The organism is Burkholderia contaminans, from assembly GCF_029633825.1.
In the GTDB taxonomy this organism is placed as follows: Bacteria; Pseudomonadota; Gammaproteobacteria; order Burkholderiales; family Burkholderiaceae; genus Burkholderia; species Burkholderia contaminans.
Genome location: NZ_CP090642.1, coordinates 1,142,780 through 1,158,361, shown reverse-complemented (window position 1 = coordinate 1,158,361; position 15,582 = coordinate 1,142,780). Strand labels below are relative to the sequence as shown.

The 15,582-nt window shown below is 66.5% G+C and carries 12 protein-coding genes; 8 read left to right on the top strand and 4 right to left on the bottom strand.

Features of this window, described 5'->3' with window-relative positions:
- Nucleotides 1-6: 6 nt before the first annotated feature.
- The 4 genes from LXE91_RS37280 to LXE91_RS37265 all read right to left on the bottom strand — a co-directional run bounded on the left by LXE91_RS37280 (nt 7) and on the right by LXE91_RS37265 (nt 4,545).
- Nucleotides 7-1,035: an ABC transporter permease gene (locus tag LXE91_RS37280; protein ID WP_039353352.1), complete on the bottom strand. Its 1,029-nt coding sequence runs from the start codon at nt 1,033-1,035 to the stop codon at nt 7-9.
- A 53-nt stretch (nt 1,036-1,088) separates the two neighbouring features.
- A complete protein-coding gene (locus LXE91_RS37275) occupies nt 1,089-2,729 on the bottom strand; it encodes an ABC transporter substrate-binding protein (protein WP_039353349.1) in 1,641 nt (546 codons plus the stop codon).
- A gap of 92 nt (nt 2,730-2,821) precedes the next feature.
- Nucleotides 2,822-3,397 (bottom strand): GNAT family N-acetyltransferase, encoded by a 576-nt coding sequence (locus LXE91_RS37270; RefSeq protein WP_039353345.1) that lies wholly within the window; start codon nt 3,395-3,397, stop codon nt 2,822-2,824.
- A complete protein-coding gene (locus LXE91_RS37265) occupies nt 3,394-4,545 on the bottom strand; it encodes an MsnO8 family LLM class oxidoreductase (protein WP_039353342.1) in 1,152 nt (383 codons plus the stop codon). Before LXE91_RS37265 ends, LXE91_RS37270 begins: the two co-directional genes overlap by 4 nt.
- A 326-nt stretch (nt 4,546-4,871) precedes the next feature.
- On the opposite strand from LXE91_RS37265, the gene LXE91_RS37260 reads away from it, so the two are divergent.
- The 8 genes from LXE91_RS37260 (at nt 4,872) to LXE91_RS37225 (ending at nt 15,509) form a co-directional block, all read left to right on the top strand.
- Complete coding sequence (locus LXE91_RS37260; RefSeq protein WP_039353340.1) at nt 4,872-6,179, top strand: NtaA/DmoA family FMN-dependent monooxygenase; 1,308 nt, start codon at nt 4,872-4,874, stop codon at nt 6,177-6,179.
- A 93-nt stretch (nt 6,180-6,272) separates the two neighbouring features.
- Entirely contained in the window at nt 6,273-6,887 is a 615-nt protein-coding gene (locus LXE91_RS37255; protein ID WP_039353337.1) for a pyridoxamine 5'-phosphate oxidase family protein, read from the top strand.
- A gap of 603 nt (nt 6,888-7,490) precedes the next feature.
- Nucleotides 7,491-8,984: an NAD-dependent succinate-semialdehyde dehydrogenase gene (locus LXE91_RS37250; RefSeq protein ID WP_039353334.1), complete on the top strand. Its 1,494-nt coding sequence runs from the start codon at nt 7,491-7,493 to the stop codon at nt 8,982-8,984.
- A gap of 29 nt (nt 8,985-9,013) precedes the next feature.
- On the top strand, nt 9,014-10,180 hold the full coding sequence (locus tag LXE91_RS37245) for an iron-containing alcohol dehydrogenase (RefSeq protein ID WP_039353331.1): 1,167 nt from the start codon (nt 9,014-9,016) through the stop codon (nt 10,178-10,180).
- Nucleotides 10,177-11,703, top strand: coding sequence for a flavin-containing monooxygenase (locus LXE91_RS37240; protein ID WP_223274395.1), 1,527 nt, complete (start codon nt 10,177-10,179; stop codon nt 11,701-11,703). Before LXE91_RS37245 ends, LXE91_RS37240 begins: the two co-directional genes overlap by 4 nt.
- A 12-nt stretch (nt 11,704-11,715) precedes the next feature.
- Nucleotides 11,716-12,699 carry an alpha/beta hydrolase gene (locus tag LXE91_RS37235; RefSeq protein ID WP_039353328.1) on the top strand — a complete coding sequence of 328 codons (984 nt, stop codon included), beginning with the start codon at nt 11,716-11,718 and terminating at the stop codon, nt 12,697-12,699.
- A gap of 336 nt (nt 12,700-13,035) precedes the next feature.
- Nucleotides 13,036-14,526, top strand: a complete 1,491-nt coding sequence (locus tag LXE91_RS37230; protein WP_082139480.1) for a flavin-containing monooxygenase — start codon at nt 13,036-13,038, stop codon at nt 14,524-14,526.
- Between the two features lie 32 nt (nt 14,527-14,558).
- Nucleotides 14,559-15,509: an alpha/beta hydrolase gene (locus LXE91_RS37225; RefSeq protein ID WP_039353323.1), complete on the top strand. Its 951-nt coding sequence runs from the start codon at nt 14,559-14,561 to the stop codon at nt 15,507-15,509.
- Nucleotides 15,510-15,582 lie beyond the last annotated feature (73 nt).

Genomic DNA, 15,582 nt, shown 5'->3' with positions numbered 1-15,582 from the left:
TCCGGTTCAATGCCGCGCGCGGCGGTCGCGCAGGCGGGGGTCGATCAGCAGATAAAGCAGGTCGACGGCGGTGCTGAGCGCGACATAGATCGCCGCCGACAGGATCGCGATCGCGAGGATCACCGGCATGTCCTTCGACAGCACCGCGTCGACGGTGATCTTGCCGAGGCCGGGCCGGCCGAACACCTGCTCGGTGATCACCGCGCCGCTCAGCAGCCCGCCGACGAGCCAGCCGGCGAGCGTGACGGCCGGCAGCGCCGCGTGGCGCAGCGCATGCCGCACGCGCAGCGCGAGCTCGCCGATGCCCCACGAGCGCACGGTCAGCGCATACGGCTCGTCGAGCGCGCGCTCGATGCCCTGGCGCAGCACGCGGCCGATCACCGCGCCCTGCGCGAGCCCGAGCGACAGCGCCGGCAGCACGAGCGACGCGAAGCCCCGATCGCCGGCGACCGGGAACAGCTTCAGCGTGAAGCTGAACACGAACAGCAGCATGATCCCGAGCCAGAACGACGGCGTCGACGCGAGCAGCAGCTCGACGCCGGACGCCGCCCGCCCGGCCCAGCGGCGGCCGGCCGTCAGCACCGCGAGGCCGACCGCGAACACGAGCGTCACGACGAGCGCCGCGCCCGTGAGTTTCAGCGTCGGCCACAGCTGGCCGATCACGAGCGGCGCGACGTCGGTGTTCAGGATGTAGGAGCGGCCGAAGTCGCCGTGCAGCACCCGCCACAGGTAGTGCAGGTATTGCAGCGGCAGCGGCTCGTCGAGCCCCCATTCCCGGCGGATCGCGGCTTCGATCTGCGGTGTGCTCAGCTGCTCGCCGATCAGGATGCTGACGATGTCGCCGGGCGCGACGTGCACGGCCGCGAACGACAGCGTGATCGCGGCCCACAGCACCAGTACGCCGGTGGCGAGCCGCGTCGCCACCGGCGAGCGCAGCACGCGGCGCCACGCGGCCGGTGGCGATGCGGGCGGCGCGGCGGGCGTGGGCGCCGCGGCGTCATGAGCGGAAACAGGTACGGCGCTCGGATGGTTCATGCTCGGCTTCTCCTGCCGGTGCCGCGTGCGACGGACCGGTGTAGCTTGCTCGCTTACTTTTTCACCCACACGTCGTACGGGTTCTCGGGCATCTGCGCGAACGGGCGGAAGCGCAGGCCCTGGACGGCCTTCGCGGCGGCGATCTGGTCCTCCGGTTCGTACAGCGGCACCGCGTACGCCTGCTCGTTGATCGCGAAGCGCTGCAGCTCGCCGTACAGCGTCTTGCGCTCCGCGACGTTCTGCGTGCGCGCGGCCGCCTGCAGCCAGCGCGTCAGTTCCGGCGCCGCCGCGCGGCTGTAGTTCAGCGCGCCGCCGCGATCGACGGGCAGGTAATGGCCTTCGATGTCGATGCCGTCCGGCGGCGTGTTCGAGTTCGCGATCGAGCCGAACTTGCCGGTCTTGCGCGCCTCGACGTACGTGCCGTCGTCGACGTACTGGATCTTCAGGTCGACGCCGAGCCGCTGCCGCGCCTGCGCCTGCAGCGCCTGCAGCAGCACGTCGCGCTGGTCGCGCACGGTCGCCTGCGCCTGGATCACCGCGATCGTCAGCCGTTCGCCGTTCTTCGTGCGGTAGCCGCCGCTGTCGCGTGCGCTCCAGCCGGCCTCGTCGAGCAACTGGTTGGCAAGCTTCGGATTGTTGCCGTAGGTCTTCTCGATGCGTGCGTCGTAGAGCGGGTCGATCGGCGACGTGATGCCCCATGCGCGCGTCCGCTCGCCGCGATAGATCGACTGCACGATGCCGGTCGTGTCGAGCCCTTCGAGCAGCGCGCGGCGCACCTTCACGTCCTGCGTGGGGCCGTAGCCGACGTTCAGGAACAGCGAGTACGGCGTGCCGGTGTTCAGCGCGTGCTGGTAGGTGAAGTCCGGGTTCTTGCGGATCAATGCCGCGTCGTTGCCGGATACGCCCTCGATCACGTCGACCTGGCCGGACAGCAGCGCGCCGGTGCGCACCGACGATTCCGGCAGGAACCGGTAGACGATCCGGTCGAGGTAGGCCGGGCCTTGATGGCCCGCCGTCGGCGGCGCCCAGCGATAGTCGGGATTCTTCGCGAATTCGATTTCCTGCCCCTTCACGTAGCGGCGCAGGATGAACGGGCCGGTGCCGGCGACGTCGGTGCCGCCCGCTTTCACGCTCGGCCGGTCGAACGCGTTCGGCGACAGCAGCGCGAACCGGCCGGCGAAGGTCAGGAATGGCGCATACGGCGCGTCGAGCGTGATCACGACCGTGCGCGCGTCCGGCGTCTTCACGTCCGCGACGTGCAGGATCTGCGCCGCGAGCTGGCTGCCGCCCGAATACGCCGGATTGCGTGCGTTCAGGAAGTTGCGCGCGACGGCCTGCGCGTCGAGCGGCGCGCCGTCGCTGAACTTCACGCCGTCGCGCAGCGTGAACGTGTAGGTCTTGCCGTCGGGCGACACCTTGTAGCCGGTCGCGAGCCACGGCACGAAGCTGCCGTCCGGCTTGCGCGCGAGCAGGCTCTCATACACGTTGCGCAGCAGCAGCTCGACCTTGTCCTGGCCGTTCAATTGCGGATTCAGCGTGCGCGGCTCGGATTCGACGCCCCAGGTCAGCGTGCCGCCCGTGACGGGCGTGCCCTGGGCGAACGCCGCGGGCGGCAAGGCGAGGGCGAACAGCAGCGCGGCCGATGCCGTGCGGCGCGACGCGCGGAGCGTGAAATCCGGAAAAGCGAAGGTCATGCGGGGCAATCCTTTACAAGTGGCATGGCGGGTGGAACGGGGCACGACGAAGCGCGGTGCGAGAGGCGTGTCGAAACGGAGCGCGTGGAACGTCATGCGCTCGCGCGAACACGCCCGGCGCCCTGGGCGGCATCCGCCGCCGGCGGTTCCCGGTAGAGATCCGGGATCAGGATCTTTCTCAGCCAGACGAGCGGCGTGCCGAGCGTGTTCGTCGAATGGTCGAACGCGACATAGCCTTGCCGCTCGTAGTACGGCTGCAGCCACGGATGATTGGTGGCGGTCGCGAGATAGGTCGCGGGCGCCTTGACCTGTTCGGTCAGGAATTGTGCTTCGACGTGGTCGAGCAGTGCGAGGCCGAGTCCCTGCCGCTTGAACGCGGGCGCCACCGCGAACCAGTGCAGGAACGGATACGGCGTGCGGTGGCGCTCGCCGGACACCCACGGGAACCGCACGGTCAGCGTCGCGGCAGGCGCGCGGCGGCCGTCGGCGCCGGCGCGTTCGAGCACGAAGGTCGTTTCGCGCGCAACGGTCTGCGCGACGTGCTCGATCGGCGAGCGAACGATGTTGAAGAGCACGCCCTGCGGCACGAGCGGCGCATACGCGTCCTGCAGCAACGCATAAAGGGCCGGCACGTCGTCGGCGCCGGCAATGCGGATCGTATCGGTCATCGTGCGGCGCCTTCGAGGTCGGGTTGACGGGTGACGGCGGCGGTGTGCGGTGTCCGTGGCGTTTCTTCGGTCGCGCGTCGTGACGCCGCGGGGTCGCCGCTGTCCGCCGACGCACCGGCCAGAAGCCGCAGCGACGCAATCCTCGGCGCTGCATCGGCAAGCGGTGTGTCGACGACGAATTCCGCGATCCCGTGGCGGCGATGCAGCGTGTCGAGTTCGCGCAGCACGTCGTCGCGCGTGCCGTGCACGATCCGCGTCTCGCGCGCGTCGATCCGATGCGGCCCGTCCCCCGCCTGGCGGATGTACGCGTGTGCCTGTTCGAGACTGCCGACGTTGACCGCCGGCGTGTCGCCCACTTGCACGCGAAAGCCCTGATGCCCGCTCGCGAGTCGCGCGGCCGCTTCGCGCGTGGCTGCGACGATCACGGATACGGCGAGCAGCGGCGTGCGGCCGCCCGATGCGTGGCGGTATGCGTCGAAGCTCCGTTCCAGATCGGCGGTGGATGCGTTGAGGTGCGACGCATAGACGAACGCCCAGCCGAGCTGGGCGGCCAGCGCGGCGCTTTCGGCGCTCGCGCCGAGCAGGAACGGTTGGGCGGCCACGGGCGGAAACGGTGTCGCGTGCAGCGTGGCGTCCGTGTGCCCCGCGTCGTCCGGCGGCGTGCCGCTGCCGTCGAGATGGCGCTTCAGCTCGGCTGCGAGTTCGGCGAACGACGCGCGTTGCGCCGGGTCGTAGCCGGCCTGCAGCGCGCGCGTCGACAACGGCAGCCCGCCCGGCGCCTTGCCGATGCCGAGATCGACGCGATCGGGCGCAAGTGACGCGAGCAGGTTGAAGTTCTCCGCGATCTTGTACGGGCTGTAGTGCTGCAGCATCACGCCGCCCGATCCGACACGAATTCGCCGCGTGTGTGCGAGCACATGCGCGATCAGGATTTCCGGCGACGGGCATGCGAGCGCGGCCGTGTTGTGATGCTCGGCGAGCCAGTAGCGGTGATAGCCCGCATCGTCGGCGAAGCGCGCGAGCGACACGCTGCGCGCGAGTGCCTCCACGGCGGTTTCGCCCGGTGCGACGGGGCTCTTGTCGAGCACGCTCAGGCGAAACGGGAGGGCGGGTAGCGCTGCGGCGGAATGAGGGGCGTCGGACGTCATGAGGGTGCGACCGGCGCGGTTCGAAGCGGCACGATCAACTGGTTAGGCATGCCGGATTATTTTTCGACGCCGTTTGCACGGTCAAACAATCAAGAAGAATATCGAAAGCCGAAAATATTCGTTCCGGCTCACCGGGTGGCCTGCGTTATGGTCGATGGCTACGCGCCTTGCGGCGCACGCATGGACCCTGCCGGATGCCCCGGCGCGTGATCGCCGGCAGCATGGTGCCGGCTCGGGTCCGCCGATCGAACGCAATCGTGGGGAATACCGATGAACGAGCGAATCATGTCAACCGGCCGACCTGCGGCGCATGCCGGAGCCGCATCATGAGCGATACACGCAGACGGCTGAAGACGCTCGTCGGCGCCGCGAGCGTGCTGGCTGCGCCGGGCGATGCGGATCCTGCGCAAGGCATGCGTCGCGCGGCGGCGCTCGCGCGCAAGGCGGAAGCCGAAAAGATCACCGGCCTCTTCACGGCCGACCTGTTGCAGGCCGATCCGGCCGGGCTCGCCGGCAGCACCGGCAGCCAGGAGCCGATCGTCGCGCTGGCCGCGCTGAGCCAGGCGACGTCGGCCATCGGGCTCGTCGCGACGGTGTCGACCACGTATCACCATCCGTACAACCTTGCGCGGCTGATCGGCACGCTCGATCACGTGAGCGGCGGCCGCGCCGCGTGGAACGCGGTGACGTCGTCGGTCGGCGAGGAGAATTTCGGCGACGCCGCGTTGCCCGACCCGGAGCAGCGCTATGCGCGCGCCGCCGAATTCGTCGAAGTCGTCAACGCGCTGTTCGACGCGAACGATCCCGACGCGGTGCGACGCACGCCGAGCGGCGGCGTGTCGGTCGATCCGCTCAAGCTCGGGCCGATCGATTACCGTGGCGCGCACTTCCAGGTGCAGGGGCCGTTGAACGTGCCGCCTTCGCCGCAACGGCGCCCCGTGCTGTTTCAGGCGGGGCAGTCGGCGAGCGGCGTGACGCTCGGCGCGCGGTTTGCGGAAGTCGTCTACACGTCGCAGCCGACGCTCGAGGATGCGCGCACGTTCGTCGGCGAACTGCACCGGCAGGCGGCCGCATTCGGCCGGGCAGGGCGGCTGCCGCTCGTGATGAACTCGTTCCACTCGGTGATCGGCGAATCCGACGCCGACGTCGCGCGACGGCTGCGCGACAAGCATGAACGCATCGACTACGAGCAAGGCCGGCTGAAGCTCGCCGACATGCTCGGCGGCGGTGTCGACCTGCGCGACCTGCCGCTCGACCAGCCGTTGCCGGGATCGCTGCTGCCGGCGATCGACAGCGTGCATCGCCGGCGCGGCCGCGTCGCGATCTTCGTCGGCTATGCGCGGCAGCGCCTGACGTTGCGCGAACTGATCATCCGCGCACAGGAAACCGGCCACTGGTTCGTCGCCGGCACACCCGAACAGCTCGCCGATGCGATCGAAACGCGCTATCGCGCGGGGCTCGTCGACGTGCTGTCGCTGCACGGGCTCGGGCAGCCCGACCAGGAGGACCTGCTGCTCAACGGGCTGCTGCCCGAATTGCGCCGGCGCGACCTGCTCGATACCGATTACCGCGGCGACGATTTCCGCACGAACCTGGCGTTGCCGGCCTTGCAGCGCGAGACCGCGACGGCCTGAACGGCCAGACGGCGAGCGGGCGGCGCGTGTACGATGGCGGGACGGCGCTTCCGGTTCATCCCCGCGCCGCAACATCGACGCAAGGATGCTGATGTGACTCACGAGATCACGACTGTCGCGCAACTCGAGGCCATCTACGGGACGCCGCACGAACGTGCACTGTGGAAGGAAATCGACCACCTGAACGACGACTACCAGGCGTTCGTGCGCGCGTCGCCGTTCGTTGCGCTGTCGTCGGTCGGGCCGCACGGCACCGATGTTTCACCGCGCGGCGATGTGGCCGGATTCGTGTCGATCGTCGATCCGAAAACGCTCGCGCTGCCGGATCGGCCGGGCAACAACCGGATCGATACGCTGCGCAACATCGTGGCCGATCCGCGCGTGTCGCTGCTATTCCTGATTCCCGGCGTCGGCGAGACGTTGCGCGTGAACGGCCGCGCGACGATCAGCGCCGAGCCCGGCCTGCTCGCGCGCTTTGCCGTCGACGGGAAGGCGCCGCGCACGGTGGTGCTGATCCACATCGACGCGGCATATTTCCATTGCTCGAAGGCGATCGTGCGTTCGCGGCTCTGGGATTCGGACACGCAGATCGAACGTGACCAGCTGCCGAGCGCGGGTGCGATGCATCGGCGGCTGAGCGGCGGCACGTTCGACGGCGAATCGTATGATCGCGATCTTCCGGCGCGCACGGTCGCCGGGCTGTACTGAGTGCGTGAGAGGCGATCTGCGCGCGCATCGGTGCAGATCGTCCGCCAGGATCGGGCGTCGCATTTCGCGATCGCATTGAACGACTGAAGTCGGATGAGACCCGGCGGCGGAGGCCGGGAACGGCTACTTCAGCCGCTGCACCATGCCCGTTGTTTGCCCGACACTGGCGGCTTCGCCTTCGCGCCTTACGCCGCCAGGAACATCCGTCGGGTTCGCGTTGCCAGCGCAGGTCCCGCGCAATCCCCTTGTCTGACCGTCACAGCCTGGCGTGATCATCTCCCAACGAGTCACCGACAGCCCGTGCAACTACTGAGTTGCCGCAAAAAATGGTTTATGGTCAAATGACCATGTCAAATGATCTACACGTTTGTTTCATCCCCAATTGGACGTCGCCGCGCAGCACGGACTGCCCCAGGGCGGACAACGTTTTGCGAAAGCTTCGGGGCGGCGCGGAGATTGGCGCGCATCGGCCACCGGAAGTTTGGCGAAATCCCGGGAGATGAAGCAGGCGTCCGCGTGTTGACGCCTGGGCAGCTTTCGCCCGTCGGCTGAAAGCGTCAGGTTGAAAAACAAGAATTTCTGGAGACGGTGCTCGTGAATGAAATGCACAGCAGGACGAACCAAGCGATTGACCCTTCGGCGCTACGCGCCCAACTTCGGGACGGCTCCTTGCTGGAGACGCGTGCCTGGCTGGCGTCGGGATGGGAGGAGGGCGCGGATGGCCGTTCGTTTCCCGTAACGAATCCGGCCACGGGTGACATCCTGGCCCGCGTGGCCAGCCTCGGCGCCGCGGACGTCGAACAGGCCATTGCGTCGTCGGCGCTGGCACAGCAAGGCTGGCAGAAGCGGACCAGCCACGAGCGCGCCAAGCTACTGCGCGCCTGGTACGACCTGATCGTGGCGAACACCGACGATCTCGCACTGATCATGACATCGGAGCAGGGCAAGCCGCTGGCGGAGGCCCGCGGCGAAATCATGTATGCGGCTTCCTTCGTGGAATGGTTCGCCGAAGAAGCGAAGCGTGTCTACGGCGACGTCATTCCTCATCCGCAAGGCGACAAGCGCATCCTCGTCATCCGCCAGCCGATCGGCGTGTGTGCCGCGATCACGCCGTGGAATTTCCCTGCCGCGATGATTACGCGCAAGGTCGCGCCGGCCCTGGCCGCAGGCTGCTCCATCATCGTGCGCCCCGCGGACCTGACGCCGCTCACGGCGCTTGCGCTCGCCGTCCTGGCCGAGCGAGCGGGCATTCCGGCGGGCGTCCTGCAAGTGGTGTGCGGCCCGTCACGCGAGATCGGCGCGGTGCTCACGGCCAGCCCGGTCGTGCGCAAGCTTTCGTTCACCGGTTCGACCGAAGTCGGCCGCGTGCTCATGAGCCAGTCGTCCGGGACGATCAAGCGACTGTCTCTCGAGCTCGGCGGCAACGCACCGTTCATCGTGTTCGACGACGCGGATCTCGACGCGGCGATTGAAGGTGCGATGGCGTCGAAGTACCGCAATAGCGGCCAGACCTGCGTGTGCGCGAATCGCTTTCTCGTCCAGGCAGGCATTCATGACCGTTTCGTCGACACGCTCGCCCGGCGAGTCCAGGCACTCAAGGTAGGAAACGGCATCGAGGCGGGGGTGCAGCAGGGGCCGCTGATCCAGAAGTCCGCGTGCGACCACCTGAATCAGCTGATCGACGACGCCGTCAGCAAGGGCGCGCGAATCGTCACCGGCGGGAAAGGCCACCCGCTCGGCGGCACGTTTTTCGAGCCGACCGTCATTGCCGATGCGACGCCGGCGATGCGTCTCGCGCGCGAGGAGCTCTTCGGGCCCGTCGGCCCGGTGTTCCGCTTCGAGGATGAAGCAGAAGCGATCGCGATGGCCAACGACACCGAGTACGGGCTCGCTGCCTATCTCTATACACGCGACCACGGCCGCATCTGGCGTGTGGGCGAGGCACTCGAGTACGGCATGGTCGGCCTGAATACCGGCGTGATTTCCAACGAGGTCGCGCCGTTCGGCGGGGTCAAGCAGTCGGGCCTGGGCCGTGAGGGTTCCCGTTACGGCATCGAGGAATACCTGGAAATCAAGTACATGTGCAGCCAGGTCTGACGGCCAACGTCCGCATCAAGGAAACGTCAATGGAAATGCTCCCGCAGTCGATGCTCTTCGAAACTGTTCCGTCCATTCTCCAGGAATGGGGTTGTGCGCGCCGCCTGGGTCAGGTGATGGCGGCATGGACGGAGCGCCGCCATGTCCTGATCGTGACCGATGCAGGGCTGCACAAGGCCGGTGTGCTGGAACCGGCGAAAGCGTCGTTGGCGGCCGAGGGATTCCGCGTGGCGGTGTTTGACGAGGTCGTGGCCGACCCGCCGGAGGACGTGGTCTTGCGCTGCGTGGCGTTCGCGCGCAGCGCCGAGGCGGACGTCGTCATTGGCCTGGGCGGCGGCTCGTCGATGGACATCGCAAAACTGGCCGCGGTGCTCACCGTGTCGCGGCAATCGCTCGCGCAAATGTACGGAATCGGCAACGTTCAGGGTGCGCGCCTGCCGTTGGTGCAGATCCCGACAACGGCGGGTACCGGGTCGGAAGTCACCAACATTTCCATCGTTTCGGTTGACGAAACAACCAAGATGGGCATCGTCGCACGTCAGCTGTATGCCGACAAAGTGATCCTGGACGCCGAGCTGACGGTCGGTTTGCCATGCAGCCATACCGCTGCGACGGGCATCGACGCGATGGTTCATGCCATCGAGGCCTATACCAGCAAGCACAAGAAGAATGCCATTTCCGATGCGCTCGCGCGTGAGGCGCTGCGACTGCTGGTGGGCAACCTGATCCCCGCTTGCGAAAACGGCGAGGACCGGCGCGCGCGCGAGGCCATGCTGCTCGGCGCCACGCTGGCGGGGCAGGCCTTCGCCAACGCTCCGGTGGCGGCGGTCCATGCACTGGCGTATCCGTTGGGCGGCCATTTCCATATCCCGCACGGCTTGTCCAACGCATTGATGCTGGCGCCCGTGCTGCGTTTCAACGCCGAAGCGGCGGCTTCGCACTATTCGGAACTGGCAGCCGTCGTCGGCGCGGGTGGACAGGGCGACGCCACGGCGCGCACGGCGGCGTTCATCGCATTCCTGGAAGACCTGATGGACCGATCCGGCGCGCCGCGTCGTCTGCGCGACGTGGGTGTCACGCAATCGAGCCTGCCGACCCTCGCGGCCGATGCGATGAAGCAGCAGCGCTTGCTGTTGAACAATCCGGTCGTCGTCACGGAGTCGGATGCATTGCGCCTGTACGAACAGGCTTATTGAACCGACGCCGGCAGATCCGCAGTCGCCGTCATGTAAACAGAGAGCAGAGAGAGTGCACCGTGAACAATGTAGAAAGGATTGAGCACCACGAGATCGTTATCCTGGGTTCAGGCTTCGGAGGCCTCGGCATGGCCGCTCGCATGAAAATCGCGGGCATCGACGATTTCGTCGTGCTGGAGAAGCGTCCCGATCTCGGCGGCGTCTGGCTGGACAATTCGTATCCCGGCGCGGCATGCGATACCGAATCGCACCTGTACTGCTACAGCTTCCATCCGCATTTGCGCGTGAGCGCGATGTATGCCGGCCGCAACGAGCTGCTGCACTATCTGAAATCGCTTGCCACGCGGTTCGACCTGACGGATCACCTGCGATTCGACACCGAGATTCTCAGTGCCGAATGGGATGCCGGCGCCAGCCTCTGGCGGTTCTCGCTGAGTGACGGATCCCGGCTGACCTCCCGATTCTTCGTGCCGGCCTGGGGGCAGCTGAACCGCCCGATGATCCCCGCGGTTCGCGGCCTGGCGGATTTCAACGGAGACTATTTCCACTCCGCCGAGTGGCGGCACGACGTGGACCTGACCGGCAAGCGGGTGGCCAGCATCGGAAACGCCGCCAGCGCCGTGCAGTATGTGCCGCTCATTGCGCCGAAGGTCGATCACCTGACGGTATTCCAGCGAAGCGCGAACTGGATCATGCCGCGCAACCAGATCGTCTTCTCGACGGAGCAGCTCGATACCTACGAGCGCGAGCCCCATCTCTTCGAAGAAAGCCGGAAATCGCTGCACGCCTTCCGCGAGTCCGGGTTCGAGCGTACGCGGATGGGGTCCAGCGCGCAGCAGGAAGGCAAGAGTCTCGCGCTGGCGCACCTGCATCGCCAGGTGCCCGACCCGGTATTGCGCGAGAAGCTGACGCCGGACTATGAATACGCGTGCAAACGGATTCTGCGATCGGACGACTACTATCCGGCGCTCATGCGCGACAACGTCGCGCTGGAGACGGCGGGCGTGGAATCGTTCGTCGACGAAGGCATCGTGACCCGGGACGGCCGCCTGCTTCCGTTCGACGTCGTGGTGTTCGGAACCGGATTCGAGAGTCAGGCTTTCCAGGGCAGCCTGCAGGTGCGTGGAACGGACCGCACGCTGGCCCAGGCATGGCAAGACGGCCCGGAAGCCTATCTCGGCATGACCGTGCCGGGCTTTCCGAACATGTTCATGTTGTATGGGCCGAATACGAACCTGAACCACAACTCCATCGTGTCGATGCTCGAAATCCAGCAGAACTACATCATCGACGCGATCGGCGGCATGGCTTCGGCTGGCGTGAAGGCCGTCGACGTCGATCGGGCCGTGTTCGACGAATACAACGGCAAGCTGCAGTCGGCGATGGCCGGGTCGGCGTTTTCGGCAGGCTGCTCGAGCTGGTACAAGAACGCGCAAGGCAAGGTGATCAACAACTGGCCGGGCACGGTGGACGAATACCGCGCCGTGACGCAATGGGATCAAAGCGCGTTCGCTGCGATCTGAGCGGGGACGCACATGACATTCGTGCACTGGTTGCCGCTGACCGAGGTGGCTGACGATGCCCGGGACGCCGTTCGGGCGTTCCGCGAACTGGGCGGGCGACACTACGGCAGCTTTTCCGTCGACCAGTCGCGCGTGAACTTCGTGCGGGCCTGCGAATTGAACGGCCTTACGGGTGACGCGGCCGTTGTCCATGAGGACATCGACGTTCCCGTCGCGGGCGGCCGCATTCGCGTGCGGCTCTATCGTCCGCCCGCCGGGGCGCGTGCCGACGGCGCCCCGCTGGTCGTCTTCATTCACGGCGGCGGGTGGGTGATCGGCAGCGTGGACACGCATGACGGCATCTGCCGTCATCTCGCACGGCATGGCGGGTGTGCCGTCGCTTCGGTGGAGTACCGGCTAGCGCCGGAGCACCGGTGGCCGGTCCCGCTCGAAGACTGCGAGCAGGCATTGGACTACCTGGCGGCCAACGCGTCAGCGCTCGCCATCGATGCGTCTCGGGTGATCCTGGCGGGCGACAGCGCCGGCGGCAATATGGCGACCCTCATCGCCAATGCGGCATCGGCCGCGGGACCCGCGATCATCGGGCAGATCCTGTTCTATCCCGTGACGGACCTGACGGCGTCGCTTCCGTCATACCAGCGCATTCAAGGCGGATTTCCGCTGGTCGCCGAGTCGATGCTGTGGTTCCGGGAACACTACGTGCCGGCCGGTACGCCGTTTGATCTTCCGCGCCTGTCACCGCTGCTGCATGCGGAAGGCCGGCGGCAGCCGCCAATGTTCATTGCCACGGTGGGGCTGGATCCGCTGTGTGACGAAGGCATTGCCTACGCGTCATGCGCGGCCCGCGCGGGGAGCACGGTCGAGCATCACCATCTGCCCGGGCATCATCACGGCATCATCACCGCCGCCCGTACTATCCCGGCAGCAACCCGTCTGCTGGATCGCGCCGCTTCGTTTGTCCGGCGGCTTGCCGAAAAAGAAGATTTCGACGTTTGACGCCTGGGCCGTCGCGCGGGCCGACGCGGGCCACCTTCGCGATCGGCCGTGTAATGGAAACTCCTGATTCAAATTGCCTCTCGACTGCATAGACTGGGAACCGTTGAACTTGGTCAATTGATCATGTTCGAGGTGGCCGGTCAAACCGGGGCATGCACGTCAATGACGCGTGCATGTCCGCTCGGGTGCACGGGGGTTGTCTCATGCTGGTTTGAAGTGTTGTCGCTGGCACGCACGTACGAGCGTCCTTTTCCTTCGTAGTCACATGACCAAGTCTAGTGATCTAGTCGTGCGGCGTTACGGATATTGTCAATAACGGGTCATCGGAGGGATCTCATGACTAGGAATCAAGCAGATTCGGGTTTGCCTGAGCACGTAGAGGTACTAATCATCGGGGCGGGGATCTCGGGGATCGATGCCGCCTGTCATCTTCGCATGAACTTGCCGGACCGCTCGTTCGCGATCCTGGAAGCCATGGATGGATTCGGCGGTACGTGGTGGACCCATCGCTACCCCGGCGCGCGTTCCGACAGCGACCTGTACACGTATGCATTCGGATTCCGCCCGTGGCAGGGCCGCTCGATCGCCACGGCGGAGGAGATCCACAGCTATCTGGGCGACGTCATCAAGGAATATGACCTCGGTTCGAAGATCCACTACGGGCATCGTGTTCAAACGGTGAGCTGGTCGAGCGAGCACAAGCGCTGGACGGTCGAGGTGTCGCGCAAGGATACGGGCGAACACTTCTCGATCACCACCGACTTCCTGTGGCTGGGGGCGGGGTACTACGACCATCGCAAGGGCTTTACGCCGAAGTGGAACGGGTTCGATCGCTACAAGGGAACGGTCGTTCATCCGCAGCACTGGCCGGACGACCTCGACTATGCCGGCAAGCGGGTGGTCGTGATCGGCTCGGGCGCGACCGCCGCGACGCTGATTCCGGCGATGGCCGGCACCGCGGCGCATGTGACGATGCTCCAACGTTCGCCGACGTTCTTCACGGCGGTTCCCTGGACCCACCAGCTGGACACGACGCTTCGCGAACTGAGCCTCCCGGAAGAATGGCGCTCCGAGATTCTGCGGCGGGCGCACCTGAAGCAGACGTTCGACCTGATCAACCTGTCGGCCGCGAACCCGGACGCCGTTCGCGACTGGCTGATCAACGAGACCCGCCAGCAGCTGCCGGAAGGGTTCGACGTCGACAAGCACTTCAACCCCAGCTATCGCCCGTGGCAGCAGCGCGTGGCGGCGGTGCCGGAGGGCGACCTCTTCGCGGCCATCCGGGACGGCAAAGCGTCCGTCGTGACGGACACCATCGAATCGTTCGATGAACGCGGCATCGTGTTGGCGTCGGGAGAGCATCTCCAGGCGGACATCGTCGTGACGGCGACGGGCTTCGACATGAGCGCTTTCGGCCAGATCGCGTTCCACCTCGACGGCGAACCGGTCGACATGACCAAGCGGGTCTCGTATCGGGGAATGATGGTCGAGGGTATCCCGAACATGGCGTTCATCTACGGCTACTACCGGTCGAGCTGGACGCTGCGCGCCGATCTCGTCTGCGAATTCACCTGCCGCGTCCTGGCGCATATGGACAAGGTGGGCGCGAAGACGGTGGAGCCGCGCCTGCGCGCCGAAGACGCCGACATGCAGCGGCTGCCCTGGACCGACCCGAACAACTTCAATGCCGGATACGTGATGCGCTCGCAACACCAGATGCACCTGCGTGGCGATCGCATGCCGTGGCAGCACCACTTCGAGTACGAGGAGGAGCGCCAGACCATTCCGGAATTGAGCCCGGATGCCGAAGTCCTCGTGTATCGCTGATCTCCGAGCAACGTTCGAACAAAGGTGAAGTTATGGCACTCGATTTGCACCTCGCTGGTTTTCTCGAATCCCTCGCCGGGTCCGGCGCGAAACCGCTGCCACAGTCGACCCCGGCAGAGGCGCGCGGATTGATGCAGCATCTGGCTCGCGCCGTTCGCGCACCGGAGGCCGTGGTCGACATTCACGGCGTGGAAGACCTGACCGTTCCCGGCGCGGCCGGATCGCTGCGGGCGCGGCTGTATCGTCCGACGCAGGAGCGCGATCTGCCGACGGTCGTCTATCTCCATGGCGGCGGGTTCGTCATCGGCGACCTGGATACGCACGACAACATTTGCCGGGAGCTGGCGCGCGGCGCGAACGCGGTCGTCGTCTCGGTGGATTACCGGCTGGCGCCCGAGCATCCGTATCCGGCCGCGGCGGACGACGCGATTGCCGCGACCCGATGGGTGATCGCGAACGCGGGTGAGCTGGGCGGAAGCGACGTCGTGGCGGTGGCCGGCGATAGCGCCGGCGGCAATCTCGCCGCGGTCGTGACCCAGCAACTGCATGCCGACGGCATTTCGCTGTCCGCCCAGTTCCTGATCTACCCCGCGGTAGCGCAGGATCGCTCCGGCTTTCCTTCCTTCAAGGAAAACGGCGAAGGCTACTTTCTCGACCTCGAGACGATCGCCTGGTTCGAGCGACATTACGTGCTCGACGGTACCGACAGGGAGGAGCCGCGGCTGGCGCCGATCCGCGCGAAGGACCTCGCCGGGTTGCCGCCTGCCGTCATCCTGACCGCCGAATTCGATCCGCTGCGCGACGAGGGCGAAGCCTATGGTCGCTTGCTCCACGCGAGCGGCGTCAAGGTCGACACGATCCGGTGCGACGGCATGATTCACGGGTTCTTCGACATGGGGGCGATCTCCCCGGGCGCCCAGGCGTGGATCGAGAAGGGCATCGCGAGTTTTCGAAAGGTACTCGGCGGCGCGCGGCACCATTGATACGTTGGCGGAAGCGACCTGATTTCGCTTTTCGCCATTTCGTGGCCGCAGGCGGTTCGATGGATGACCTCCA